Origin of the sequence: Citrobacter sp. wls718 (assembly GCF_005280945.1) — a bacterium.
Taxonomy (GTDB): Bacteria; Pseudomonadota; Gammaproteobacteria; order Enterobacterales; family Enterobacteriaceae; genus Citrobacter; species Citrobacter gillenii.
Genome location: NZ_SZWV01000034.1, coordinates 91,063 through 117,466 on the forward strand (window position 1 = coordinate 91,063; position 26,404 = coordinate 117,466).

A 26,404-nucleotide genomic window follows, 5' to 3' on the forward strand; every position below is an offset into this window, starting at 1 on the left:
AGATTTTTATCTGCAGGCGATGCAGGAGCTGGTCGACAGTGCGCTGGCATACCGCATTCCACGGATTATTTTTACCAGCTCGACGTCGGTGTATGGTGACGTACAGGGAGCCGTGAAGGAAGGCTCGCCGCGCAATCCGGTGACGGCAAGCGGTCGTGTGCTGAAAGAACTTGAGGACTGGTTGCATAACCTGCCGGGGACCTCGGTAGACATTGTGCGCCTCGCCGGGTTGGTTGGACCGGGCAGACACCCAGGGCGTTTTTTCGCCGGTAAAACGGCACCGGATGGACAGCATGGCGTCAATCTGGTGCATCTGGACGATGTGGTGTCGGCGATCGCTTTGCTGCTCCAGGCACCGAAAGGAGGACACATCTATAATATATGTGCGCCTATGCATCCGGCGCGTAATGTGTTCTATCCCCAGATGGCGCGTTTGCTGGGGCTGGAACCGCCGGAATTCCGGGACGGTGTGGATAACGGTAAAGGTAAAGTCATTGACGGCAACCGAATTTGCAATGAACTTGGGTTTGAGTACCAGTATCCCGACCCGCTGGTGATGCCGATGGAGTGACAGACCAGCAGCGTGCCGTCATATACCGCCAGGGGGTGAGTATGAAACCACTGCTGGACGTTCTGATCATCCTCGACGCGTTAGATAAAGAGGGAAGTTTCGCGGCGGCGTCGGCAAAATTGTTTAAGACGCCGTCCGCGCTGAGTTATACCGTCCATAAGCTGGAAAGCGATCTGAATATTCAATTGTTGGATCGCAGCGGGCATCGGGCGAAGTTTACCCGCACTGGGCAGATGCTGCTGGAAAAGGGGCGGGAGGTACTGCATACCGTCCGCGAACTCGAAAAACAGGCCATCAAACTGCACGAAGGTTGGGAGAACCAGCTGGTTATTGGCGTGGATGACACCTTTCCTTTTTCACTGCTGGCCCCGCTTATCGAATCCTTCTACCAGCACCACAGCGTCACGCGGCTTAAATTTATCAACGGTGTACTGGGCGGTTCCTGGGAGGCGCTCACCCAAGGGCGGGCCGATATTATCGTCGGGGCGATGCATGAACCGCCTTCCGCGAGTAATTTTGGTTTTGCGCGTTTAGGTGACCTCGAACAGGTGTTTGTGATCGCACCTCATCATCCGCTGGCGCAGGAAGACGAACCACTGCAACGGCGTACCATTAAACGTTTCCGTGCCATTGTGGTGGGGGACAGTCCTCATCTGGCGAGCTTGTCGGGTTCTCAACTGCTTGACGATCAGGATGCAATCACCGTTTTTGACTTTAAAACCAAGCTGGAACTGCAGATCAGTGGGCTGGGATGCGGGTATTTACCGCGCTATCTGGCACAACGTTTTTTGGACAGCGGTGCCCTGATAGAGAAGAAAGTGGTCGCACAAATTATGTTTGAACCGGTGTGGATTGGCTGGAATGAACAGACGTCAGGATTAGCCAGCGCCTGGTGGCGAGATCAGATTTTAGCAAATAGTGCTATCGCAGGCGTTTATGTAAAATCGAGTGTCGATAAATCAGGCGGTTAGATAAAAATATTTATTTTTGGCTATCTCATTCTCTTGTTATTTCTCTCCAATTTAGTGCAAAATACGCCGCTTGCAAAAAATGACATTAGCCGACGTTTTAATACGCGTCGGTTATTTTTTTGCATCAAACCAATCATTCATAAAAGAGGCCGGGCTTCGTACCGGATAGATACTTACTAAAAACCGACAGTTGTTGTCGCTGAGGAATTCGTAAAAATGGGGCAATTTTTTGCTTACGCGACGGTATTCACCGTAAAGGGGAATGACCATGTCGCATAACGTTACTCCAAACACCTCTCGCGTGGAATTACGTAAAACGCTTACGTTGGTTCCGGTTGTCATGATGGGCCTTGCCTATATGCAGCCGATGACGCTGTTCGATACATTTGGTATCGTTTCGGGCTTGACCGATGGTCATGTCGCGACGGCTTATGCTTTTGCGTTGGTTGCCATTCTCTTTACTGCGTTGAGCTACGGTAAACTGGTTCGCCGTTTCCCGTCTGCTGGCTCTGCGTACACCTATGCTCAGAAATCCATTAGCCCGACCGTAGGCTTTATGGTGGGCTGGTCATCACTGCTGGACTATCTGTTCATGCCGATGATCAACATCCTGTTGGCTAAAATCTACTTTGAAGCGCTGGTGCCGTCGGTACCGTCGTGGATCTTTGTTGTCGCGCTGGTGGGCTTTATGACCATCTCGAATCTGCGCAGCATCAAGGCCGTCGCGAACTTCAATACCCTGATTGTTATTTTGCAGATGGGTATTGTGGCAGTGATTGTTGGCCTGATCATTTACGGCATTATGCACGGCGAAGGCGCAGGCACGCTGACCAGCACCCGTCCATTCTGGTCTGAAGGCGCGCATGTGGTGCCGATGATTACCGGTGCAACTATCCTGTGCTTCTCGTTCCTTGGTTTTGACGGCATCTCTTCGCTGTCAGAAGAAACCAAAGACGCAGAGCGCGTTATTCCGAAGGCTATCTTCCTGACCGCGCTGATTGGTGGCCTGATCTTTATTGGTGCCTCCTACTTCCTGCAATTGTACTTCCCGGATATCTCTCGCTTTAAAGATCCGGACGCGTCACAGCCGGAAATCATGCTGTACGTTGCGGGTAAAACCTTCCAGTGGGGCGTGCTGGTGTTCTCCAGCGTCACCGTACTGGCATCCGGTATGGCGGCACATGCGGGCGTTTCTCGTCTGATGTACGTGATGGGGCGCGATGGCGTATTCCCGACCCGTTTCTTCGGTTATATTCACCCGAAATGGCGTACTCCTGCATGGAACGTGCTGCTGGTGGGTGCGATTGCGCTGCTGGCAATCAAATTTGACCTGGTGACGGCGACGGCGCTGATCAACTTCGGTGCGCTGGTGGCGTTTACCTTCGTGAACCTGTCTGTGATTTCACAGTTCTGGATCCGCGAAAAACGCAACAAGACGCTGAAAGACCACTTCAACTACCTGGTCATGCCGGTGTGTGGTGCTCTGACCGTCGGCGCACTGTGGGTTAACCTGGAAGAAAGCTCGATGGTTCTGGGTCTGATCTGGGCGGGTATTGGTCTGGTTTACCTGGCTTGCGTGACCAAAAGCTTCCGCAATCCGGTTCCACAGTACGAAGATATCGCGCAGTAATTGATGTTTGCCGGACTGGGGGCCTTGCGCCACCATCCGGCAAATTGCCTAACCGGAGACATGTTCTCCGGTTTTTTTATACCTGCGTGTCAGTTTCTCTTCTTACACAATCTCTTCGGCGTATTGCCAGAGTGATTTCAGCAGCACCAGCTTCTCTTTATTATCCGCATACTGTTGACTCAGCATCTGCAATTCATTGGCATATTGCTGTAAAAACTCTGCGGTAAACACCTGACGGCGATGTTCCAGCCAGCGCTGCTGTTCAGACTCATCCAGCGTGCCGGGGAAGTTACGCGCGCGGTAATTAAACAGCAGCTTTTCAATACGCTTATCAACAAAGGTAATATCCAGTGCCGGTAAATTGCGTGGGTCGGTTTCCAGCACGATTTTCATCGCAGCGCGGTCGGCATCGCTGAAAAAACCGTTATACAGTTGGGCATCCACGTTGTCTGACGGTGTGAAGGGTTCTGCCTCGGAAAAAATAGCCACCACTTTATCGCGAACCTGCGGGTTTTCACGCAGGATTTTGAGGTTATCCAGACAATGCTGACGGTTAATTCCCAGTCGGTCGGCATCTTCAGGGCGTAGTGTGTTGGCCTGTGCCAGAACCGGGCATTTGTTGATGTGCACCAGTTTCACGGGTACCGCTACGTTATCGCCCAGGTCGGCTTTGGCGGTGTAAAGGCGCTCACGCAGCGTGTCGCTGTCCAGCTCAAGCAGGGGAGAAATATCACCGGCTAAGTCAACCATGATGACCGCGTTGCGATTGTCCGGGTGCCAGGCGAGCGGCGCAACCCAACTGGTATTGCCGCGCCATGCGCCGAACATGCCAGAGACATGAACCAACGGTTTCATTTGTGGGACATCGATCAGGGCGGCCAGCTTGTGTTTGTTCCGGTGGCTATAGAGATAGTCGAACAGACGAGGCTGACGCGACTTAACCAACTGCGCCATCGCAATGGTGGCGTACACGTCGGCCATCGCATCGTGGGCGTTGGCGTGTTCAATGCCGTTGGCTTTGGTCAAATGCTCAAGGCGGAAACTGGGTAACCCGTCGTCGTTTTCTGGCCAGTTAATGCCTTCCGGACGCAGGGCATAACAGGCGCGCATGACATCCAGTAAATCCCAACGTGAATTATCGTGCTGCCAGCTCCAGGCGTAGGGGTCGTAGAAATTGCGGTACAGGATATTGCGCGTCACTTCGTCGTCGAAGCGCACATTGTTATAGCCCACAATACAGGTTTTAGGCACGGTAAACAGGGCGTGAATGCGGGCAGCAAACGTTGCTTCGTTCTCTCCTTTTTCACGCGCTTCCTGCGGGGTAATACCGGTGATAAGTACCGCTTCCGGGTGCGGCAGATAGTCGTCCGCAGGCTTGCAATAAAAAACCTCTAGATCGCCGATAATGTTGAAATCGTTATCCGTGCGGATGGCCGCAAATTGTGCGGGCCTGTCCAGCGCCGGATGGGTACCAAAGGTTTCGTAATCGTGGAAGAGAAACGTAGGGTGCTGCTTGCCGTCATTCATTGTTCAGTTATGTCCGGGATCAATTTAGCGCTTTTATAAGAGTACCAAAAAATAGCGAGGTAATCAGCAATGCGATTATCTGTTCGGGGAATCAGGTCGCAATAAAATTGAGATGAACGGTGCTTTTATATATTTCTTGAATTAATTAAACGATCGAAACTGTATTTGTTGGCATGATTATCATCAAGGATAATTTCATTTTAATAATTTGATTGATAACCATTATTGTTATTTTTACGGTTAATTGTTGAGTTTTGGAAGTTTTAAAAGTCTTTGTAAACAATAGGTTCTGATTCGTCAGGATGTTCTTGCTTCATTGTAAGGAAATGTGAGTGAGGTTAAAAATTAATAATATAAACTCCATATAATAATTGGATATATCTAATAACAGGAGGTTATATGAGCATTAGTCGGCGTAACTTTTTGCGCGGCGTGGGTATTGGCTGCTCCGCTTGCGCAATAGGAACTTTTCCACCGGGTGCACTGGCGCGTAATGCACCAGAGAGTATCAAGGGGAAAACCTCACTCACGCCAAGTCTGTGCGAAATGTGTTCATTTCGATGTCCCATTCAAGCTCAGGTCATTAATAATAAAACCGTTTTCATCCAGGGGAATCCTAATGCGCCGCAGCAGGGTACCCGGGTCTGTGCCCGAGGGGGCAGCGGCGTGAGCCTGGTTAACGATCCGCACCGTATTGTTAAACCGATGAAGCGCACTGGCCCGCGTGGCGCTGGAGAATGGCAGGTCATTAGCTGGCAGCAAGCCTATCAAGAAATTGCCGAAAAGATGAGTGCCATAAAAGCGCAATATGGTCCTCAGGGCGTTGTCTTCTCTTCTAAATCCGGCTCGCTTTCCGGTCATTTATTTCACCTGGCGACGGCCTTCGGTTCGCCGAACACCTTTACCCATGCCTCGACATGTCCCGCCGGGAAATCCATTGCCGCTAAAGTGATGATGGGCGGCGATCTGTCCATGGACATCGCCAACACCCGTTATATGGTCTCTTTTGGCCATAACCTCTATGAAGGTATTGAGGTTGCCGACACGCACGAACTGATGACCGCGCAGGAGAGAGGCGCGAAGATGGTCAGCTTCGACCCTCGCTTGTCCGTATTTTCCAGTAAAGCGGATGAATGGCATGCCATCAGGCCTGGCGGCGACTTGCCGGTACTGATGGCAATGTGCCACGTCATGATTAAAGAAAAACTGTATGACGCGCAGTTTGTGGAGCGTTATACCACGGGGTTTGCACAGCTGGCAGAGGCCGTACAAGAGACAACGCCTGAATGGGCGCAAAAGCTGGCTGATGTTCCTGCTGAAGTTATTACCCGCGTAACCCGAGAAATGGCGGCCAGCGCGCCTCGTGTCATCGTCAGCCCAGGCCACCGCGCGACGTTTTCTCAGGAAGAGATCGACATGCGGCGGATGATCTTCACCCTCAACGTGCTGCTGGGCAATATCGAACGTGAAGGTGGCATGTACCAGAAAAAGGCGGCGGCAACCTATAACAAGCTGGCAGGCGAAAAGGTCGCGCCGGTGCTGGCAAAACCGGATGTGAAATTACCGAAGCCAACCGCGCAGCGCATTGATCTGGTGGCACCGCAGTTTAAATACATCGCCGCGGGTGGCGGGGTCGTGCAAAGCATTATTGATGCCGTGTTAAAGCAGACTCCTTACCCGGTGAAGGGATGGATCATGTCCCGACATAATCCTTTCCAGACCGTGACCTGCCGGCCCGATCTGGTCAAAACCGTGGAACAACTGGATCTGGTGGTCAGCTGCGACGTCTATTTAAGTGAAAGCGCGGCCTATGCTGACTATCTGTTACCGGAATGCACCTACCTTGAGCGTGATGAAGAAGTCTCTGATATGTCAGGGCTGAATCCAGCTTATGCATTACGCCAACAGGTAGTTGAGCCCATTGGCGATGCTCGTCCGAGCTGGCAAATCTGGAAAGAACTGGGTGAACAGTTGGGTCTCGGGCAATTTTACCCGTGGCAGGATATGCAGACGCGCCAGCTGTACCAGCTCAATGGCGATCACGCCTTATCCGCAGAACTGCGTCAGAAGGGATACCGGGAGTGGGGCGTACCGCTGTTATTTCGTGAACCTGAGACCGTGCGCCAGTTTGTCGCGCGCTATCCTGGCGCAGTGCCCGCGGACAGCGATGGTACCTACGGGGAGCAACTGCGATTCAAATCCCCGTCAGGCAAAATCGAGCTTTATTCCGCAGAGCTGGAATCGTTACTTCCCGGCTACGGTATTCCACGCGCCCGCAATTTTGCCCTGAAGGGTGAAAATGAACTCTATTTCATCCAGGGCAAGGTAGCGGTTCACACCAACGGAGCGACGCAATATGTGCCTTTACTCAGTGAACTGATGTGGGACAACGCGGTGTGGATCCACCCGACGACCGCACGTGAAAAAGGGATTAAAAGCGGTGACGACATCTGGTTGGAAAACGCCACCGGCAAAGAAAAAGGTAAGGCGCTGGTCACGGCCGGTATTCGACCCGATACGCTGTTCGTTTATATGGGGTTTGGCGCCAAGGCCGGGGCTAAAACGGCGGCAACAACGCACGGTATTCACTGCGGTAATTTACTTCCGCACGTGACCAGTCCGGTTTCCGGAACGGTGGTGCACACCGCTGGCGTGACGCTGCGTCGGGCATGAACAAGGAGAACATCATGAATCAATCCACAAACCCCTATGTCATGCTGCATGACGAAAAACGCTGCATTGGCTGCCAGGCATGTACGGTTGCCTGCAAGGTTCTGAACGATGTGCCGGAGGGGTATAGCCGCCTGCAGGTGCAGATCCGCACCCCGGAAAAAGAGTCAGACGTCCTGTCTCATTTTCAGTTTGTGCGGGTTTCTTGCCAGCACTGTGAAGATGCGCCCTGCGTGAGCGTTTGCCCGACCGGTGCTTCATTTCGTGACGAAAACGGTATTGTGCAGGTGGACAAGTCGCGCTGTATTGGTTGCGACTATTGTGTTGCTGCCTGCCCGTTCCATGTGCGTTATCTGAATCCGCAAACGAGTATCGCTGACAAATGCAATTTTTGTGCAGATACCCGCCTCGATGCCGGGCAAGCGCCGGCCTGTGTTTCTGTTTGTCCAACCGATGCGCTGAAGTTTGGCCGCCGCGACGACCCGGAGATCCAGCACTGGATAAGTCAAAAAGAGGTATATCGCCAGCAGGATACGCGCAGTGGTGAGGTGAGTCTTTATCGGCGTAAAGAGTATCATCAGGAGGGGAAAGTATGAATACTATCTGGGGAGCAGAGCTTAACTATGCGCCGGACTACTGGCCGCTGTGGCTCATTTACGCAGGTGTGGTCATCCTGCTGATGATTGTGGGTCTGGTAGCGCACGCGCTGCTGCGACGGATGCTGGCACCTAAAACCGCAACCGGTGAAGAGCATCGTGACTACCTTTACTCGTTAGCGGTCCGCCGCTGGCACTGGGGAAATGCGCTGTTGTTCGTTCTGCTGCTGGTAAGCGGGTTGTTTGGTCACTTTTCGATAGGGCCGGTGGCGCTCATGGTGCAGGTACACACCTGGTGTGGCTTTGCATTACTGGCCTTCTGGGTGGGTTTCTTGCTGATAAATGCCACTACCGGCAACGGTTGCCACTATCGGGTGAAATGTAGCGGACTGATTTCGCGCTGCCTGCAGCAAACGCGCTTTTACCTGTATGGGATAATGAAGGGGGAAGCGCATCCGTTTGCCGCGACGGCAGAGAGTAAATTTAACCCGCTACAACAACTGGCCTATCTGGCCATCATGTATGCGCTGGTACCGTTGTTGATCATCACCGGTTTGCTGTGTCTTTACCCACAAGTTATCGGCGCAGGTCCGGTTATGCTGGTGTTGCATATGGCGTTGGCGATTATTGGCATTCTGTTTATTTGTGCGCATATCTACCTGTGCACACTGGGCGACACGCCGGGGCAAATCTTTCGCAGCATGATCGACGGCTATCACCGGCATCGCAGCCATCACGCAGATGTATCACCGCGTAAAGGGTAATGTAGTGCGAATTTATCACTACCCGTTTATCTGATACCTGCATTCCATTGCAAGAAAATGTGCCTTAAGTCACATTTTCTTGCAATTTATCCCTGTTTGTTCTTCAGAATTTCCGTAAAAAGAACGGCTATTTTTCCTTTTCCTGAGGACATGCTGTTGAAACGCCGTTTGTTTATTACCGCTTCCCTTTTCGCGATGAGTTTTTCCTCCGCTTTTGCGGCGGATGTCGCCAGTTTTGCTCCCCAACCTCCGGCTATCAATGCGGGTGCGTGGGTGCTGATGGATTACACCACAGGCCAAATTCTTACCGCAGGTAATGAGCACCAGCAGCGCAACCCCGCCAGTCTGACCAAGCTGATGACCGGCTATGTTGTTGACCGCGCCATCGACAGCCAGCGTATTAGCCCGTCAGATATTGTCACCGTTGGGCGTGACGCGTGGGCGAAAGACAATCCGGTATTTGTCGGTTCATCGTTAATGTTTTTAAAACAAGGTGACCGCGTTTCAGTACGTGATTTAAGTCGCGGCTTAATTGTCGATTCCGGCAACGATGCCTGCGTTGCGCTGGCGGATTATATCGCCGGTGGGCAGCCACAGTTTGTCGCGATGATGAACAGTTATGTGCAAAAGCTGAAGTTGCAGGACACCCATTTTGAAACGGTGCACGGACTGGATGCCCCAGGCCAGCACAGTTCGGCTTACGATCTGGCTGTGTTATCGAGGGCTATCATTCACGGCGAGCCTGATTTCTATCATATGTACAGCGAGAAAAGCCTCACCTGGAACGGCATCACCCAGCAGAACCGTAACGGTTTATTGTGGGATAAAACCCTGAACGTGGATGGGCTAAAGACGGGACATACCTCTGGTGCCGGGTTTAACCTGATTGCATCTGCGGTAGACGGACAGCGTCGATTAATCGCCGTTGTTATGGGGGCCGAGAGTGCGAAAGGGCGTGAAGATCAGGCGCGTAAGCTGCTGCAATGGGGACAGCATAACTTTGACACAGTGCAGGTTCTGCGTAGTGGTAAGCAGGTCGGCGTTGAGCGGATCTGGTATGGCGATAAAGAAAAAATCAGTCTCGGTACCGAGCAGGATTTTTGGATGGCGCTGCCTAAAGCCGAAGTGGCGAATATTAAAGCAAAGTATGTGCTTGATAAGAAAGAGCTGGTCGCCCCCATTGCCGCACATCAGCGCGTGGGCGAAATTGAACTCTACGACCGGGATCAGCTGGTGGCGCATTGGCCGCTGATGACGCTGGAGTCAGTCGGTGAGGGGGGCGTGTTTTCGCGCCTGAGCGATTATTTTCACCATAAGGTGTAGATTTCTGTTTGTGCACCAAACTGGCAAGACTGCGAATCTGCTCACATAATAATCACTATTTCCTTGAGGCCGTAATACGCAGAAATTATACTGTATTTTTATACAGTACCATGCGGGAGGTTATATGGAGTATGAGATAAAGCAGGTAGAAAGACGCAGGATTGCCGGGTTTCACATGGTTGGACCGTGGGAACACACGGTAAAGCAGGGGTTTGAACAGCTGGTTATGTGGGTCGACGGTAACCAGATTGTGCCGCTGGAATGGATAGCCGTCTATTATGACAACCCAGACGTGGTTCCGGCAGATAAACTGCGCTGCGATACCGTAGTTTCAGTGCCTGAAGGTTTTGAGATCCCCGAAAACAGCGAAGGGGTGATCCTGACTGAACTGGCGGGCGGCGACTATGCCGTGGCCGTTGCCCGTGTTGAAAACCATGACTTTGCCACACCCTGGTATCAGTTTTTTGACCGTCTGTTGCAGGATTCGTCCTGGCAGTTATCGGCCAAACCGTGTTTTGAAATTTACCGAAATAATGGTGTGGAGGACGGATACTGGGATATTGAAATGTACGTGCCGGTGCAGGTGAAGTAACGGTTTTGGGTGTGAATCAGGATAAAAGGCCTGTTGATAACGGTGATGTTTTCACTGAAAAAACAGGTACAATTCTGTTCTTTGCTATTCCCTGACGGAGTGCATGAGTGCGTGCAGATAAGTCACTGAGTCCTTTTGAAATTCGCTTGTATCGTCATTATCGTGTGGTGCATGGTATTCGCATCTCGCTGGCGTTTCTTCTCACTTTTCTGCTGGTTCGCCTGCTGGACATCCCTGAAGGTACCTGGCCTCTGATCACGCTGGTGGTGATCATGGGGCCGATTTCCTTTTGGGGCAATGTCGTCCCCCGAGCTTTTGAGCGTATTGGTGGCACGATTCTGGGTTCGGTCCTTGGGCTGGTGGCGCTCCGGCTGGAGCTCTTTTCATTGCCGCTGATGCTGATATGGTGTGCGGTGGCTATGTTCCTGTGCGGTTGGCTGGCATTGGGTAAAAAACCGTATCAGGCGCTGCTGATCGGCATCACGCTGGCCGTCGTGGTTGGCGCACCTGCGGGCGATATGAACACGGCACTCTGGCGCGGGGGGGATGTGATTCTCGGCTCGCTACTGGCAATGCTGTTTACCTGGATCTGGCCGCAACGCGCATTTATACACTGGCGTATCCAGCTGGCGCACTGCATTACCGGCTATAACCGTGTATATCAGGCCGCGCTATCACCCAACTTACTCGAACAACCCCGGCTGGATAAGCACTTACAGCAGTTGCTGAGTGACGTCGTTAAAATGCGCGGCTTAATCATTCCGGCCAGCAAAGAAACGCGCATTCAAAAATCAGTTTTTGAAGCCATTCAAACGATTAATCGAAATCTGGTGTGCATGCTTGAACTGCAAATCAACGCGCTGTGGGCAACGCGGTCCAGTCATTTTGTGATGTTGAATGCGCATACGCTGCGTGAAACTCAGCTCAGAATGCAACAGGCACTGCTGACGATAACGCACGCTCTCTATGAAGGTAATCCGCAACCGGTGCTTGCCAACACCGAAAAACTCAATGATACGGTGACGGAGATGCGTCAGCTGATTGATGAACATAAGGGCGACAACGTTGCAGAAACACCTATTCATGGTTATGTCTGGCTGAATATGGAGATGGCTCGACAGCTGGAACTCCTCTCACATTTAATCTGTCGTGCTTTGCGCAAATAAAGCGCAGATGAGGGGATTGGTTCTACTGCTGCTTCGATTCAGCAACGATTAAGGGTATGATACTGAAAAAGGCTAAAACCATTGGTAACTGCAATGGCTTTACCCTCGATAATTCAGGTTTCAACCGTGTATTGTCAATGCAGATGCAACTTGAAGTATGGCGGGCATGAAAGTAATGTTGACCCACTTTAGCCGTTGTTTAAACGAATCCGAATCTCACATTATCAGGGGTGTAAAAATGGAAACTACCAAGCCTTCTTTCCAGGACGTGCTGGAATTTGTTCGTCTGTTCCGTCGTAAGAACAAACTGCAACGTGAAATCCAGGACGTTGAGAAAAAGATCCGTGACAACCAGAAACGTGTCCTGCTGCTGGACAACCTGAGCGACTACATTAAGCCAGGTATGAGCGTTGAAGCGATCCAGGGCATTATTGCCAGCATGAAAAGCGACTATGAAGATCGCGTGGATGATTACATCATCAAAAATGCCGAGATCTCTAAAGAGCGTCGCGACATTTCTAAAAAGCTCAAAGCCATGGGCGAAGTGAAAAACGGCGAAGCGAAAGCAGAGTAATTGTTGCAAACGATAGGGGCGTAATGCGGCCCCTATCGTCCCTACTGTAATTCAACCCCGCCCGTTACCATCCGTAGCAAATGCTGTTCCGGCCAGTGTGTAGTCAGTTTTTTCTGCACTAGCATCCATTTGATGTAGTCAATGTCATGACGCGTTCTGTCCAGCATCAGGCCAACCACGCTGCCGCTGTGGGCAACGTTCACACCGTATAAATCACATTCTTCAACCAGCGATAATAACGAATCGAAATCCGGTTTTGGCAACAACATCTGGCTGGCAATGGCGCTTAGCGTGGCCGCTTCGCCCATCCGGTACGGGTTTTGACTTGAGCAAGCTTCCTGCACTTTTTCCCAAGCTCGTTTGAGGGCAGGTGCGCCTGCCTGTAACCCAGCCTGGCGCGGGATCCGGTGATAGTCTGCCGTGCGTAACGTTTCCGGGCTTTCGAGAACCAGCAGGTCGAGGTGGGGCTGCGCTTCGCAGGCGATCTGAGTGGATGCGTCGTTATGATCAAAAAGCGTTAACTGGCGAAAAACGGTGCTGTCGGTAGGTTCGAGCGAAACGCAAAGCTGCGCTAACGTGGCTTCATCTAACTGATGGCCCAGATGGTGGGCGGTAGCGATGGCGGTGGCGGCAATATCTGCCGTACTGCTGGCCATCCCTTTGGCGATGGGGATCGTGGAGTGGATATCAATACGAATATCCTGACTGACATGTGCCGGATATTGCCAGTGCTGCAACAAGCGGTCAACCATCGACCGTGAAAGAGGCCGCTCATCGGCAAGCGGCGATCCGGAGCTGACTTCAACGGTGCTGTACCATTCAACCGGGCAGGAGACCAATTTCTCGCTGCCTAGAATCCAGCCCTGGATAAGTTCTCCGCATGATGCGGGGCATTGCGCAACAGCCACGTCTTTTCACCTTTGTGATTAGCAATCTTCGGCGCATAGTGTCATGGCGATCGCGCTATTACCATGATGTGCCGCAATCTGCGGCACAGCAGTGTTAAGCGGGAATGCTCAGCGTCACAGTTTCTGCAATCGCTATACGCATTACGTCTTGCGCGATCATCAGCTCTTCGTTGGTATTGATGACGGCCACTTTGACCATCGCGTTTTCTGTTTGAATAAAGGTCGCATTACGTTGGTTTTTGTCTTCATCTACCGCCAGCCCTAAGAAATTGAGGTTGTGGCAAATTGCTGCCCGGGCACGAGCAGAGTTTTCGCCGATACCACCGGTAAACACCAGCGCATCCAGACCGCCCATTTGCATAATGTAGCTGCCAATGGTGGCACGAATTCGTTCGGCAAACAGCGTCAGCGCCAGCGCTGCCTGACGGTTTCCGCTATCAGCCGCCTGTTCCACGTCACGGTAGTCAGGAGATATGCCGGATACGCCAAGTAACCCCGACTCGTTGTTGAGTAGCTGATTTAGCTGCTGTGGTGTTTTACCTTCTCGTTGGGCAATCCACGGTAAAATGGACGGATCGATGTCGCCGCTACGGGTGCCCATCATCACACCAGACTGTGGGGTAAAGCCCATTGACGTATTAACGGATTGTCCGCCCTTGATGGCGCAGATGCTGCTGCCGTTGCCCAGATGGCAACACACAACTCGCAGAGCGCTGAGCGGCACACCCAGCTTTTCAGCCAGCGTATGGCTGACGTACTTGTGGCTGGTACCATGGAAGCCGTAGCGACGAATACCCAGCTCCGAATAATAACGCCAGGGCAGGGGATAAATAAAAGAAGGCTCGTCGAGCGTCTGATGGAAGGCCGTATCGAAAACTGCTACAGCAGGTGTCGCCGGTAACAGTTGGCGAAAAACAACAATACCCAGCGCATTAACCGGGTTATGCAACGGAGCCAGTTCTGCCAGACGTTCTATTTCTGCCAGCGATTCATCGGTGACTAAAACTGAATCTTTAAAGGATTCTCCGCCGTGTGCGACGCGATGCCCAACACCGTCGATGTCTTGTAAGCTATTAATGATGCTGTGACTGAGCAGTTTTTCCAGTAACAGCGTTACCGCTTCACGGTGATCGGCAATCGGCAGTGTTTCCTGCCATTTTTGCACCGGGGTTTTTATCGTGACCTTTGCATCAGGCATCCCGATGCGCTCGAGCAGCCCCTGACAGAGCATCTCGCCCTGCGGCATCGCCAGTAACTGAAACTTCAGAGAAGAGCTGCCTGCATTAATGGCCATTATTTTGTGAGACATGACGGTTCCTTTGCGTGCAGAAAATTGAACATCTCATCAACGCCGGTATTGTTCACCGCGCTGGTAATAAAAACGTTTTGCGCCCCGGCCTGCCTCAACCAACCCTCGACGAGGGCAATCTGCTGCGGGTTAGCTAAATCGGCTTTGGTCACCAGACCGATAACGGGCCGGTTCATGGGGCCGGTAAATCCAGGAGAAAAAGGTGACCAGGGCGCGTCAGCGTTGAGCACCAGCGCGATAACGTCGGCTTCACAGGCGCTGACCAGCAGCGCACTGTACAGGCAGCGGTTCTCCAGATATTCCCCAGGTGTGTCTATCGCCGTGGGAGACCAGACGATAGCCTGGGTTTTCTGATAATGAAGCGCTTCGCCACGCATACACTGGGTGAGCGATGTTTTCCCACTTTGGCTGGGTCCAATGAACATGATGCGTTTCATTACGTCATGTCCGCGTAATCGGGCAGGCGGTAAAACGCATCATTTCGCCCAGCGTGCGGGTAACTTGTTTCAGCGCGTACTCAACGGCCGAAACATCACCGGTTAATACGACTGCGCCGGTAAAGCGGTCCAGAAAACCAATCTCTACTGCACCCGATTTAGTGGCGATATCACAGGCGATAATGGAGGCTTCGCTGGGCGTAATAGTTAAAATGCCAATCGCCGAGACTGAATCCTGCAAGCCAAGTTTCTTGAACAAATCTTTACCAGGATTAGCAATAAGATGCGCCAGTGTGACCTGTTTTCCGGGCACATATTCCTGAATCATACGATCCGTCGTCGGCTGCATTTCCATCACCCCTCCACCATTTGGCGCCACATGCTTTCATGCGGACGTGGGATCACCGAGCGATAGACCAGCAGACCTTTTTCACCAGCACTTTCGCTGGCGACCGTCACGGCGTTATTCACATCGGAAACATCGCCCGCGACAACCATGTAGCACTTACCGCCAATACCAAACGCCATATGCACTCTTACCAGCGTGACATTGGAGGCTTTTACCGCGCGGTCGGCGGCACAAATACAAGCCGCAACGCTCCAGGTTTCAACAATCCCTACCGCCTGACGTTTATCTACACTATTGAGTCCACTGATCGCCGGCAGAACGCTGGCATGAATGTTAGGCAGGACCAGGCTGTCGACGAGCATATCTCCAGCAAGTGAGGTTCCTGTGGCAATGGCCTGCTGTATTGCGCCAACGTCACCACCCAGCATCAGCAAAAATTTTCCCGGGCAGATGGTTTTACTGACCAGCAAATTCACATTAGCGCTTTTCAGCATCGCATCGCCGGCTTCCATTCCTTTGGCAATGCTGGTGAGTTCTAAAATCCCTATAGCCTGAGACATGGTTAACCTCTTATTACCGTGATGGACTGATCTGTGATTTCGCTGACAATACCGTCAATACTGGCGTGAACCTGCGCACCTAATGCGCCCTCGGGGATCTCTGCAACACATTGGCCGCGCACAACGCGCTCCCCTTTTTGCACACAAGGAATGGCACTGGCACCAATATGCTGGCGTAACAACAACGTTGTTTTTTCAGTGGGATGATCTGTCTGGTCTAATGGCGCATCGTGATACCAGTCACTGAGACCCAGTTTGGTAATAAGCCGTTTCACCGGAACCAGACGGTACTTCGCCATTTCATCTTCAGGGTTTAACGGGCCTTCATAACGATGATTGAGCGCACGTAGCTCGCGTTTGAGCATGCGGTTAATGCGCATCGGAGAAATCCCCACCGGACAGGCCACGCTTTCACAGACGTTGCATTCTGAGCAAGTCAGGGCGGTGAGCAGTAATTGCGGTGTGGCGGCCTGCTGATAGTTGACCGCGCGAACCAGCAAATGTGGTGAGAGTTCATGACCAATCAAGTGTCGTGGACACAGATCCGTGCACAAGCGGCACTGCTCGCAGACGGTTTTGGCAACTGAGAGCACGGTCCGTTCATCCTGCATTCGTCGCTGGATCAGCGCATGGGATTTCGGTAGTACCAGCAGGCCACCGGTCGTTTTACTGACTGGCGTATCCAGAGAAGTAATCAGACCGCCCATCATCGGACCGCCGTTAATAAATCCGGGGTCATCGACGGTAGCGCCGCCAGCCAGTGCCAGCACTTCACGCAGCGACATACCGACAGGCACGGTCAGGGTAACCGGCCGGGCAACTGCGCCATTGACGGTTAATGTACGACGCGTAACGGGGAACTGCTGTTCAACGGCTCGTGCAATGTTAAGCACGGTCTGGACGTTATTGACCACCACGCCCACACTAACCGGGAGAGCAGCAGGAGGCACCCGCCGTCCGGTTGCCATCCAGATTGTCAGCACTTCATCGCCAGCCGGGTAGACATCAGGCAAAATGTGTAACCTGATATCGGCGGGCAGGAGAGGTGTTAACGCACTGATGGCTTTCTGATATTTTTCTTTAAGGGCGATAATGCCGGCGCTGGCGCCAGTGGTCTTCATGGCATACTGCACGCCGCGTATCAGTCGGGCCGCCTGCACGGCCATTAATTGCTGATCAACCTTCAGCATCGGCTCGCATTCTGCAGCATTGACCAGAAACGTATCGACCTGCGCCTGCAGTTTGACATGGGCAGGAAAGCCGGCACCACCGGCTCCCACTACACCTGCAGCGCGCACGCGATCGCGTATTGTCTGAGCATCATAACAAATGGGTTCAGCCGTCATGGCTGTATTCATAATAATTCCTCAAGCAGTTCCTGGATGGCAGCGGCATCAGCATCGCGGGGATTCGTTTGCAGCGTGGCATCCGCCAGAGCCGCCTGAACCATCGAGGGAATACGCTGTGACCAGGTTTGCTTTCCGTCTTTGAGCGCGTCTGTGAAAGAGGGTAACGCACACTGTTTTTTGAGTTGCTCAATATGATGAATTAGCGCATTGAGTGCCGCCGTATCGTTTGCGTTATCAGGGCATAAGTGGCAGGCCTTCGCGAAGCGGGCATACCGTTTTGTGGCCCTGGGATCGCGGGCATTAAAGTGAATCACAGAGGTCAGGAGTAGTGCGTTAGCAAGGCCGTGCGGCAGATGAAACTGACCGCCAAGCTGATGCGCTATGGCATGGTTAATTCCAAGACCAGCCTGGCTAAACGCCATCCCCGCGAGGGTTGAGGCGTTGTGCATTTTTCCTCGGGTAGCCAGGCAATCGCCTTTGCTGACGGCGATGGGCAGATACTGGAAGACAATTTGCGCTGCTTTTTCAGCCAGGGCGTCAGTGAAGTCGCTGGCCTTGGTGGAGACGTACGCTTCAAGCGCATGCGTCAGCACGTCCATTCCGGTATTGGCGGTGATGGCAGGCGGTACGCTGACCACCAGCATTGGGTCAAGGATCGCCATATCCGGGTAGAGGGCATTATTAAATAACGGATATTTAATGCCTTTCTCCGGATCGCCGATCACGCAGGCGCTGGTCACTTCAGAGCCTGTGCCGCTGGTGGTGGGGATGGCTACACAGGTTTCGATTTCGATGCCAAACTGACGGCTGAACCAGACAATCGCTTTCGCTGCATCAAGCGCCGACCCTCCACCAAAGCCAATCACCACATCCGGTCGCAGGGACTGCATTTGCGCAATCCCTTGTACTACCGTATTGATGGTGGGATCGGGTGTGATATCACTGAACACGCTAATGCGATTATCCGCAGGTAACGCATCGCGCAGCGTTGCAATCAGCGGCGAACGCGCAAGAAAACCATCGCAAATAATCCAGATATGCTTATTCGTGAAGCGTTTGAGCACGCTCAAACTGCCCTGGCCGCTGTACAATCGAGTTTGCAGTGAAAAGCTATTCATTACGGCCTCATTAGCGGATAGAAAAACCGTTGGTCAGCACGCAACGACGAGAACGTGCAAACGTTCGCGCAGACGTTGTCCCTTCACCGGTTGGAGTGGCGATGGTAAAGGTGGTGAAACCTTCGCCGCCGACGCCAATACCGGCGTAAGAGGGGCCATTTTTCACAAAAATAGACGTTTGCAACGTGCGAGCAGCAAGATTCAAACGCGACACATTTTGCGAGTGCATAATGGCAGTATGGTGCAGTCCCTCTTCAACCTTCAGCGCCAACGTTAGCGCACTGTCAAAATCGTTAACCGTCACGACAGGGAGCATGGGCATCAACTGTTCGCTGGTAACCCACGCATCGTCAGCCTTGACGACGCCTATCAACAGACGAGGCGCTTTTGTTGGAACGGGTATACCTGCCGCTTCCAGTAACGTTGCCGGGCTTTTTCCGACAAGTTTCTTATTCGCCATTCCCTCTGGCAGACAGGTGGCGCGTAGTTTGTCCACTTCTTCGCTGTTTAGCAGCAACGCCCCAAAAGACTGCATTTGTTGAATCAGTCGTTCGGCAACCGCTTCGACAACAATTAGGCTTTTCTCTGCAATGCAGGGCAGATTGTAATCAAACGATGCGCCGTTGATGATGTCTTCCGCGGCCTTAACCAGATCGGCGGTTTCATCAACGATGCAGGGGGGGTTCCCGGCACCGGCACCAATGACTTTTTTCCCGCTTTTCATACCCATAGCCACAATGCCCGGGCCACCGGTAATCGCCAGAACTGCGATTTTAGGGTGCGCCATCATCTGCTGGGTAGCTTCAAAAGTGGGTTCTGTGACTGTGACAACAAGATTTCGGATCCCGCAGCAGCGGAAGGCAATATCTTCAATCATGGCAATCAGCTTGAGTGAAACCACTTTAGCGCCCGGGTGCGGGCTGAAGTAAACGCTATTCCCCGCAGCTAACATACTGATGCTGTTGTTAATAATGGTTTCCGTTGGGTTGGTGCTAGGAGCAACGGAACCCATTACGCCAAAGGGGGAATATTCAAATAGCACCATGCCGCCATCACCGGTGAGGGCGGTTGTGGTTAGATCTTCAATACCGGGGGTGTTATCCAGCGCGGCTTTATTTTTGAGAAATTTATCTTCTTTGTTGCCCATTCCCGTTTCGGTTGCGCTTTCTGCCGCCAACGAGGCCAGATGAGGTGTCAGTTCTTCCCGCAGAGCGCTAATAATGGCACTACGGGTTTTCAGTGGGCATTGCTGATAACGTAAAAAGGCCTGATGCGCGGCATCGATTGCTTCACCGACGGATGGAAAAATACCGCCACCCTTTATCTCTGCTTTTGCCGGTTCGAGCTGTTCAGTCAAAATAGTGCGGATAAGGGTTTCAAGTTCTGACGTATTCATTGATGTGTTCTCACGTTAATCGCCGCAATGGCGGTTTCTGCAATGTCCATATCCTGCTCAACGCTTCCTCCGCTGATGCCAAGACCCCCAAGGAGTAAACCTTCTCGCCATAGTGCGTATCCGCCACCAAACGTGACGACTTTTCCCTGCATATGGCTTTCCAGACCGTAAAGTGCAGCGCCCGGTTGCACCGCTGAGCTCAGTTCATGGGTGGCGGTTTTCATCGCCACGGCGGTCCACGCTTTTTTCGGTGCCAGCTCGCTACTGACGAGCAGGGCATCGGGCATGCGCCAGGTCACTGTTTGTGTGCCGTTTGCATCCACAATGCTGATGACAACCGGAACTTTGAGTGCTTGTGCACGCGCTACCGCCGTACGCGTAAGCTGATGGAGTTCCTGAAATGACAATGACATAGCAGACTCCTGAACTGCCGATGTCTGGGTCGCTGCCACGTAACGCTCAGCCACCTTCTGAATGAGCGTGTTTTGGTGCGCGTCATAATCTTCAGACCTGGCGAGCGCATATAAGCAATCGGACAGGCGGTTGATATAGCGCATCAGTACCTGTCGGATGGAGGCATCTGTGGAGAGTTCGACAAGCCGTCTTTCAGCGCGACGGGCAAGCGTGCGGGCGAAGTGCAGACGGCTGGCGGCTTCACAGCGTCCGGGCAAAATAAAACTGTGCAGGGGAGGCACTCGCGCCATCGCGGTATCGATGGCAGCCTCAAGTGCTGCAATGTCCTCCGAGCTGATGTAGCGTTGGGAGGGCGTGGGCTGTTCGCTTTCACTGGCCAGTTCGGCACTGAACCAAAACAGCTGTAACTGAATTTCTTCAAGTAACACACGGTGTTGCAGGCTTTGTGCCGCGCAGACGCATAGGCTCAGCGCCGCGTTGAGTTCATCCAGCGTGCCGTAAGCCTCAACGCGCGGGTGTGTTTTACTGACGCGCTGTCCGCTAAAGAGCGCTGTCGTACCGGCATCGCCTGTTCGGGTATAAATCGCCATAGTTCCTCCTAGCGAGAAAGCGTGTCGACAATGCCAACGATGGCCAGATCGATAGCCTCATTGGGGCCGCTAAAAACGTGTCTGGCGCTGGAGCCGCTGCTGAGTAAAACCAGCTCACCGGTACCGGCACCTACTGAGTCAACTGCGACCTCGTCACCCGCTGTTGGCGATTGCGGTAGTTCGCCGTCGGCTGTTACCCGACGTACCAGTAACAGTTTTTTTCCAACCAGTGACGGTGATTTTTGCGTGGATACCACGACGCCTGTAACGCGTGCCAGATGCATGGTTCACTCCTGCTTAATTAATTGGATATTGCGCATACTGACGGTTTCTTTTGCCAGTGCGGTCACAACACATCGACGGCGTAACACCAGAAACCCACCTTGTAATCGGGCTACATCGGCATAACTTAAAAGCGTCTCGGGATGCAGAATGATGGTTTGCCCGCGTTCATCACTGAACTCCAGCGGCAGTCGCGCGAGTTTTCGTACGGGGATCGCCGGTAGCAATTGATGCTGCAGCGATATCTTCACGCGAACGCCACAGGCCAGGGCCTCGTGGAGAGTGATCGCTGAAACATCGGATGAATCGTGTTGCGCAATATGCGCCAGCAGCGGTAAATCAGCGTGCTCGATAATCAGAGCGGAGTACTGACAAACCAGCGCCCGGGGATCGGCTTCCCGTAACTGCGCGACGCTCAGAGAGAGCGAACTGTCCGCGCGTTTTTGTAATCGGGAGACGACCTCCCCGATGATGCGTTGCAGCAGTTCATTGTTCATCGTGAGCTCACCAGCGTGGCGAATGCCTGTGGGCTATCCGCCCCTGCAGCATTGGCTTCGTCAGTGTCGATATGCATTTCAAGACGCATATCCGGCGATACGCGAACGGCAACGTTATCGAAGATCAGTCTGCGTTCATCTCCATTGATGGCGACGGAGACTTTATCGCCATGTGACACGCGTAGGATCAGCGCATCAAGCGGTGACATATGAATGTGCCGCTGGGCGACAATCACTCCGCATGAGATATCCAGTTCAGCAAAAGGACTCACCAGGCGAATGCCCGGCGTTCCCTGAATATTGCCGGACATACGCAACGGCGCAGCGATACCCAGCGTGCGGGCGTCGGTGCGGGAGATTTCTACCTGGCTGGTGCTACGCAGCGGTCCCAGCAAACGCACATTTTTTAGCTGGCCTTTTGGACCCACCAGCGTAACGGTCTGATCTGCGGCATATTGTCCAGGCTGCAGCAGACCTTTTTTCTCGCTGATGGGCTGATTGGGAAACAAACGAGCGTAATCTTCAGCACAAAGATGGATATGACGATTAGAGATCCCCAGTGGAATAGGGCGCTCGCGCATTTCATCCAGTACTTTACTGACCGTAGTCTCCAGTTGCTGTTTATCCATTACGCTTCACCTCGTTTACCAGAATGCAGGCAGAGTGAGCGAGGCTCTCCCTTCTGGCGCGGACAGGCAGGGTCGAGACACAGATTGCAGCTAATCAGGTCTGTATCTTGTGGTGCTTCGGGTAATTCACTTTCCACAACCACCTGTACTTCCACCTCGACAGGTGTGGGTTCAGGGATGGGCTCAGGCGTCGAAACGACGCTGTGCAAAAGGATGCCTTCCCCGGGTCTGGAAATGACTTTGTGCGCAACCAGACCTTCCCGCTGGTCTGCAAAGCTCGCACCGGTGGAAATGGCCGCCTGCACGGAGGCCACATCCCCGATGATTTTGATCACCGTCCAGCCTGAGCCGTTGGTTTTTTCGAGGCCCACCAGCGTGATGGAGGCGGCTTTCGCCATGACATCCGCGCAACTGATGGCTAATGCCAGACCACTAACTTCAAGTAATCCCAGTGATTGCTTCACGCTGTGCTCCTTGTTGCAACGGTTTAAGCGGATTTAGGTAAAATGGCTTCGACGTCGCTGTGTGGACGCGGGATGACGTGGCAGGATTTCACCTCGCCAACGGCGCTGGCGGCAGCGCTGCCAGCGTCTACAGCAGCTTTAACCGCGCCGACATCCCCACGAACCATGACGGTGATAAGGCCCGAGCCAATTTTTTCGTAACCAACCAACTGCACGTTAGCGGATTTCACCATGGCATCAGCGGCTTCAATAGCGCCGACAAGCCCTTTTGTTTCAACCAGTCCCAGTGCGTTATTCATACTGCTTTTCTCCTGTGGATTATGAGTGGCATTCCCGGAAGGGGATGCCTTTAACCAGCCGCGCAGCGTTATTGCCGATGCGCCGACGAGCGTGGCTATCTTGTTGATACGTCAGCGTAAAAAGTGGCGCTGAGGTCGGTAAATTTTTGTAGTGCACAACCAGTTGTTCCCGGTTACATCCAATGCCGACGAGCAGCGGTGACTGACATGCCGCCAGCCATGCGCTGTGGATGATGTCGGCGGAATGGCTCTCCTGAACCACAAAGGGGATCCCTTCTTCTTCAATACCCAGCAGGACGTCATTCCAGAGTGACATGTCCTCTCCCAGGGTGAAGATCACGATAGCCGGTGCGCTGAGGTTACTTTCCATGAGCAAATGCCTTGTACCAGGAGAGGATAAGCCCAGTTGCGACAGCATTTCGTGGGCCTTCGGTACCGCGAATATTGCCGCGCCCCGCAACCAGGCGGTAGTGCGCCAGCGCATCCGTTACCAGCTGTGGAACTTCGAAGTCCAGAGAAGAGCCACCAACCAGAACCACAAACGGGATGTCGCGAATATTTCCTGTGGGGCTAACCTGACGAAGCGCTCTCAGCGCATTGGTGACAAAAACGCGTTCCTTGGCGCTGCGGCGAATGACGCGAACTTTCTCCAGAGCCAGGTCCCCAGGTAATGGCACCAGTTCATCGGGTTTCACCACACAGACCCGGGCGAATACCGTTGGCGGCAGGGGAGAAGGAAAGAACTGAACGCTGCCATCTTCGTGGCGAAGGTGGAACAGGCTTTCTACTTTCGCCAGCGGATATTTTTTGATCTCCTCGGCGAGGTAGCGATCTTCCAGTCCCAGTTCACGGGCAATAATCATCGTGACCATATCGCCCGCACCCGCCAGGTGTGTGGCAATAATTTCGCCTTTTGGATTAATGATAGAGGCGTCAGTGGAACCTGCGCCGAGATCCAGAATGGCCAGCGGACGCGTCGTGCCCGGCGTAGTGAGGGCACCCATGATGGCCGCTTCGGCTTCAGCGCCGCCTACCTGAACGTCGATGTTGAGCTTTTGCGTGATCTCCTGGGCTATCATCGCCATTTGCAGGCGATCTGATTTCACCATTGAGGCAATACCCACCGCCTGTTCCAGCGAGAACTCTCCGGCGAGTCCCCCCGTCACGCTGACGGGAACGGAGGTATCAACTGCCAATAAATCCTGGATGAAGATTTCATGGCTGGGCTTGTTGGTTAACTCCGCCATGGTCTGGCGTACATGTTCCAGCATGCCGCCAATATTGGTTCCTGCTTCGCCGATAACGTTATCAAGCCGTGGGCATTCGCCTACCGCCTTCATAATGGCTTCCGCGCCTGCGGCAACGTCGACGCGAACAGTACGTCCTTGCGACTGGAGTTCGAGGTTTCCGGCAGGAATGGCTCGCGCTTTTACATCGCCCGACGGTGTTTTCACGACGACCGCTGAGCGGTTACCAATCAGGGCACGTGCCATAGGGACAATATTTTTGGTCTCGTCCGCATTCAGGTTAAAAACAGTCGCAATCCCGTAAGGATTAGAGAGCGTTTCAATCACCTTTCCGGGGATGGCGACCTCAATGGCCGCCAGCATCCCTAACGGGATCCGATCGATATAGCGCACTTCGTCGACGATGGGCAGCGGCGTAGTAAGACGGTTGCTGACCAGCACGCCATCGTCCTGTTGCAAAATAACGCCGGTTAGCTGATATCCGGCGCGAACGGAGGCATTAATCATGGTGGCGACATCGGCAAAATCGAATGCCGATGACACCACCAGGATATAAGGCATATCCGCCGGACGGGTCAACAACTCTTCCGGCGTAATTGTGACGCCAACACCTAACCCGACCCCACCAGGCGTTTTAGGGTTGTGGCCGATCATGGTTGACTCGGTGATGATGGTTTCGGTGATCGTCTCCATCGCCACATCACCAATGACCGGCGTGGCTTCGTTAATACGGATGAGCGAAATATCGCTGACATTGATGCCTGCATTTTTTGCTGCAAGCGTAAGCGCCTCCTGAATACCAAACACATTACGTAACGTGCCCTTAATTCCAGTCGTTTCTGCCAGTGCGCTGGTTGTAATGCTCAGCGTGCCAGCGTCATCCAGAGTCGCGAGAGCGACTTCTGTTGATGAGTTGCCTATGTCAATGCCAGCTATATATCGCATCATTTTTCCCTAAAATTAATCGTCACCTTTGAGTTTCTTACGTTCGACGTACAGCACGGCTGCTTCACGCACGAAGGCTGCGCAAATCTTTGCCTGATAACGATTTTCGAGATCGTCGGCGATGGCCATCAGCTCGTCTTTGGTTGAGCGGTATGGGCGCAGGGCGTTGTAGATCTCAAGGATGCGATCGTCAGGCACCGCGGTCAGTTCTGCGGCACGTTCAAAGTTCATCGCCAGCCTGTCACGTCCGGCATCTTTGGCGATATCCGCCTGAATGCGCAGCGTTTCTGGTGTGATACGCATATCCTGTGCGGTGACCTTATTGCTCAGCACATTTTCGAGCGTGAAGTCATCCAGCGTTTTATTGGTGGCGGTTTTTACCCACTCAGGGTGTTTATTGGCGAGCGGGTAATCCGTCACTTTCGCGGTATGCGCTGATGAACCAGTCGCGGCTGGAGTGACGGTCTCTCCCTGCAGACTGTTCATTCGGCTCAACACATCCCGAACCATCGATTCAATTGCGTCGGTATTCATGGAGTTATCCTTTATCAAAGCGCCACGCGCAGTTCCTGCGGGTTTTTGCCCGTCACGACGTATTTGGTCTCTTTAATGTGCAGAATGGCTGATTTCGCCTGGTACTTCGGACGCGCCATCTGATCATTCAACGTCGGGACCGGTTGTGGAGATTCACGCTTGGCGTAACGCGCGGCGTTCTTACCAATCTGACGGTAGGTTTCCAGCGTCAGGAGTGGGGCCTGAGGGAACAGCTCCAGGTTAGAAAGCGGCGGTAACCCCTGCTGGTGGATAACCGTGGTGCCTTTGGACTGGATGCCGATTGAAATACCGGAACCACTCAGACGGTTACCTTCCACGGCGACAAACGCCACATCGGAGGATTTAAAGCAGCGGATGACGCGTGCTTTAATGCCTTCTTCTTCAATACCCGCGATCACTTCGCGCAAAATATTCTTGTGCGGAATACCGACGATATTGACGGTCTGCGAGAGCCCAAACGCCGGACCAACGGCAATAATCACTTCATCCTGCTGCTGGCCCTGTTTGGCTTCGCCAATTTCGGTCAGAAAACTGTCACCTGGCGCGGTTGCCATCTGCGGTGCGGTTGCCGCGGCAGACGAGCGGAAAGAAACAGGCTTATCGCTGGTCTGCATTTCAGACAGCACATCTTCAATTATCTGGCGCAGTAGCTTTTCATTGATTTCCATAGTT

The 26,404-nt window shown here is 53.0% G+C and carries 29 protein-coding genes and 1 pseudogene; 11 read left to right on the top strand and 19 right to left on the bottom strand.

Annotated features, from left to right (window positions below):
• From FDW95_RS06095 to FDW95_RS06110, 4 genes and pseudogenes are all read left to right on the top strand, one after another.
• Window positions 1–571 (top strand): NAD-dependent epimerase/dehydratase family protein (locus FDW95_RS06095; protein ID WP_249358932.1); only part of this gene is annotated, 571 nt, incomplete at its 5' end.
• A 41-nt stretch (window positions 572–612) separates the two neighbouring features.
• Window positions 613–1,546 (top strand): annotated as a pseudogene (locus FDW95_RS06100) (LysR family transcriptional regulator).
• A 212-nt stretch (window positions 1,547–1,758) separates the two neighbouring features.
• Complete coding sequence (gene yoeI, locus FDW95_RS06105) at window positions 1,759–1,821, top strand: membrane protein YoeI (RefSeq protein WP_101706264.1); 63 nt, start codon at window positions 1,759–1,761, stop codon at window positions 1,819–1,821.
• Window positions 1,811–3,172 (top strand): APC family permease, encoded by a 1,362-nt coding sequence (locus FDW95_RS06110; RefSeq protein WP_162604171.1) that lies wholly within the window; start codon window positions 1,811–1,813, stop codon window positions 3,170–3,172. Before yoeI ends, FDW95_RS06110 begins: the two co-directional genes overlap by 11 nt.
• 102 nt (window positions 3,173–3,274) lie before the next feature.
• Here the strand turns inward: FDW95_RS06110 and sbcB are convergent, their stop codons facing one another.
• Window positions 3,275–4,699, bottom strand: coding sequence for an exodeoxyribonuclease I (gene sbcB / locus FDW95_RS06115; protein ID WP_115258138.1), 1,425 nt, complete (start codon window positions 4,697–4,699; stop codon window positions 3,275–3,277).
• A 399-nt stretch (window positions 4,700–5,098) separates the two neighbouring features.
• Here sbcB and phsA point away from each other — a divergent pair, with 399 nt between their 5' ends.
• From phsA to FDW95_RS06150, 7 genes are all read left to right on the top strand, one after another.
• On the top strand, window positions 5,099–7,372 hold the full coding sequence (gene phsA / locus FDW95_RS06120) for a thiosulfate reductase PhsA (RefSeq protein WP_115258139.1): 2,274 nt from the start codon (window positions 5,099–5,101) through the stop codon (window positions 7,370–7,372).
• Between the two features lie 14 nt (window positions 7,373–7,386).
• Window positions 7,387–7,965 (top strand): thiosulfate reductase electron transport protein PhsB, encoded by a 579-nt coding sequence (gene phsB / locus FDW95_RS06125; protein ID WP_115258140.1) that lies wholly within the window; start codon window positions 7,387–7,389, stop codon window positions 7,963–7,965.
• The gene (phsC, locus tag FDW95_RS06130; protein WP_115258141.1) at window positions 7,962–8,729 is read left to right on the top strand and encodes a thiosulfate reductase cytochrome B subunit; all 768 of its coding nucleotides are present in this window, start codon (window positions 7,962–7,964) and stop codon (window positions 8,727–8,729) included. Before phsB ends, phsC begins: the two co-directional genes overlap by 4 nt.
• 150 nt (window positions 8,730–8,879) lie before the next feature.
• Window positions 8,880–10,052: a serine-type D-Ala-D-Ala carboxypeptidase DacD gene (dacD, locus tag FDW95_RS06135; protein ID WP_115258142.1), complete on the top strand. Its 1,173-nt coding sequence runs from the start codon at window positions 8,880–8,882 to the stop codon at window positions 10,050–10,052.
• A 124-nt stretch (window positions 10,053–10,176) separates the two neighbouring features.
• On the top strand, window positions 10,177–10,644 hold the full coding sequence (sbmC, locus tag FDW95_RS06140) for a DNA gyrase inhibitor SbmC (protein ID WP_115258143.1): 468 nt from the start codon (window positions 10,177–10,179) through the stop codon (window positions 10,642–10,644).
• Between the two features lie 107 nt (window positions 10,645–10,751).
• A complete protein-coding gene (locus tag FDW95_RS06145; protein ID WP_115258144.1) occupies window positions 10,752–11,810 on the top strand; it encodes an FUSC family protein in 1,059 nt (352 codons plus the stop codon).
• A gap of 238 nt (window positions 11,811–12,048) precedes the next feature.
• On the top strand, window positions 12,049–12,384 hold the full coding sequence (locus FDW95_RS06150; protein ID WP_003834176.1) for a DUF496 family protein: 336 nt from the start codon (window positions 12,049–12,051) through the stop codon (window positions 12,382–12,384).
• 41 nt (window positions 12,385–12,425) lie between these two features.
• On the opposite strand, the gene FDW95_RS06155 is transcribed toward FDW95_RS06150, so the two are convergent.
• The 18 genes from FDW95_RS06155 to pduD form a co-directional block, all read right to left on the bottom strand.
• Entirely contained in the window at window positions 12,426–13,292 is an 867-nt protein-coding gene (locus FDW95_RS06155) for an L-threonine kinase (RefSeq protein WP_115258145.1), read from the bottom strand.
• 94 nt (window positions 13,293–13,386) lie between these two features.
• A complete protein-coding gene (locus FDW95_RS06160; RefSeq protein WP_115258146.1) occupies window positions 13,387–14,601 on the bottom strand; it encodes an acetate/propionate family kinase in 1,215 nt (404 codons plus the stop codon).
• Entirely contained in the window at window positions 14,586–15,038 is a 453-nt protein-coding gene (gene pduV, locus FDW95_RS06165; protein ID WP_115258147.1) for a propanediol utilization protein PduV, read from the bottom strand. Before pduV ends, FDW95_RS06160 begins: the two co-directional genes overlap by 16 nt.
• 4 nt (window positions 15,039–15,042) lie before the next feature.
• The gene (gene pduU, locus FDW95_RS06170; RefSeq protein ID WP_096756638.1) at window positions 15,043–15,393 is read right to left on the bottom strand and encodes a propanediol utilization microcompartment protein PduU; all 351 of its coding nucleotides are present in this window, start codon (window positions 15,391–15,393) and stop codon (window positions 15,043–15,045) included.
• Entirely contained in the window at window positions 15,393–15,947 is a 555-nt protein-coding gene (gene pduT / locus FDW95_RS06175) for a propanediol utilization microcompartment protein PduT (RefSeq protein WP_046275683.1), read from the bottom strand. The genes pduU and pduT overlap by 1 nt, the downstream gene beginning before the upstream one ends.
• 2 nt (window positions 15,948–15,949) lie before the next feature.
• Window positions 15,950–17,305 (bottom strand): cobalamin reductase PduS, encoded by a 1,356-nt coding sequence (gene pduS / locus FDW95_RS06180; protein ID WP_115258148.1) that lies wholly within the window; start codon window positions 17,303–17,305, stop codon window positions 15,950–15,952.
• Window positions 17,302–18,414 carry a 1-propanol dehydrogenase PduQ gene (locus FDW95_RS06185; protein ID WP_115258149.1) on the bottom strand — a complete coding sequence of 371 codons (1,113 nt, stop codon included), beginning with the start codon at window positions 18,412–18,414 and terminating at the stop codon, window positions 17,302–17,304. Before FDW95_RS06185 ends, pduS begins: the two co-directional genes overlap by 4 nt.
• 10 nt (window positions 18,415–18,424) lie before the next feature.
• The gene (gene pduP / locus FDW95_RS06190; RefSeq protein WP_137363440.1) at window positions 18,425–19,810 is read right to left on the bottom strand and encodes a CoA-acylating propionaldehyde dehydrogenase PduP; all 1,386 of its coding nucleotides are present in this window, start codon (window positions 19,808–19,810) and stop codon (window positions 18,425–18,427) included.
• Window positions 19,807–20,814 carry a two-domain cob(I)yrinic acid a,c-diamide adenosyltransferase PduO gene (gene pduO, locus FDW95_RS06195; RefSeq protein WP_115258151.1) on the bottom strand — a complete coding sequence of 336 codons (1,008 nt, stop codon included), beginning with the start codon at window positions 20,812–20,814 and terminating at the stop codon, window positions 19,807–19,809. The genes pduP and pduO overlap by 4 nt, the downstream gene beginning before the upstream one ends.
• A gap of 8 nt (window positions 20,815–20,822) precedes the next feature.
• On the bottom strand, window positions 20,823–21,098 hold the full coding sequence (locus tag FDW95_RS06200; RefSeq protein WP_096756643.1) for a EutN/CcmL family microcompartment protein: 276 nt from the start codon (window positions 21,096–21,098) through the stop codon (window positions 20,823–20,825).
• A gap of 3 nt (window positions 21,099–21,101) precedes the next feature.
• The gene (pduM, locus tag FDW95_RS06205; RefSeq protein WP_115258152.1) at window positions 21,102–21,593 is read right to left on the bottom strand and encodes a microcompartment protein PduM; all 492 of its coding nucleotides are present in this window, start codon (window positions 21,591–21,593) and stop codon (window positions 21,102–21,104) included.
• The gene (locus FDW95_RS06210) at window positions 21,590–22,222 is read right to left on the bottom strand and encodes a phosphate propanoyltransferase (protein WP_115258153.1); all 633 of its coding nucleotides are present in this window, start codon (window positions 22,220–22,222) and stop codon (window positions 21,590–21,592) included. The genes pduM and FDW95_RS06210 overlap by 4 nt, the downstream gene beginning before the upstream one ends.
• Entirely contained in the window at window positions 22,222–22,686 is a 465-nt protein-coding gene (locus tag FDW95_RS06215) for a BMC domain-containing protein (protein WP_115258154.1), read from the bottom strand. Before FDW95_RS06215 ends, FDW95_RS06210 begins: the two co-directional genes overlap by 1 nt.
• A 23-nt stretch (window positions 22,687–22,709) precedes the next feature.
• Window positions 22,710–22,985, bottom strand: a complete 276-nt coding sequence (gene pduJ, locus FDW95_RS06220; RefSeq protein ID WP_001057752.1) for a propanediol utilization microcompartment protein PduJ — start codon at window positions 22,983–22,985, stop codon at window positions 22,710–22,712.
• A 19-nt stretch (window positions 22,986–23,004) separates the two neighbouring features.
• A complete protein-coding gene (locus tag FDW95_RS06225) occupies window positions 23,005–23,355 on the bottom strand; it encodes a glycerol dehydratase reactivase beta/small subunit family protein (protein WP_096756647.1) in 351 nt (116 codons plus the stop codon).
• Entirely contained in the window at window positions 23,345–25,177 is a 1,833-nt protein-coding gene (locus tag FDW95_RS06230) for a diol dehydratase reactivase subunit alpha (RefSeq protein ID WP_115259924.1), read from the bottom strand. Before FDW95_RS06230 ends, FDW95_RS06225 begins: the two co-directional genes overlap by 11 nt.
• Before the next feature lie 15 nt (window positions 25,178–25,192).
• Entirely contained in the window at window positions 25,193–25,711 is a 519-nt protein-coding gene (pduE, locus tag FDW95_RS06235) for a propanediol dehydratase small subunit PduE (protein WP_115258155.1), read from the bottom strand.
• A 14-nt stretch (window positions 25,712–25,725) separates the two neighbouring features.
• Window positions 25,726–26,400: a propanediol dehydratase medium subunit PduD gene (pduD, locus tag FDW95_RS06240; RefSeq protein WP_096756649.1), complete on the bottom strand. Its 675-nt coding sequence runs from the start codon at window positions 26,398–26,400 to the stop codon at window positions 25,726–25,728.
• Window positions 26,401–26,404 lie beyond the last annotated feature (4 nt).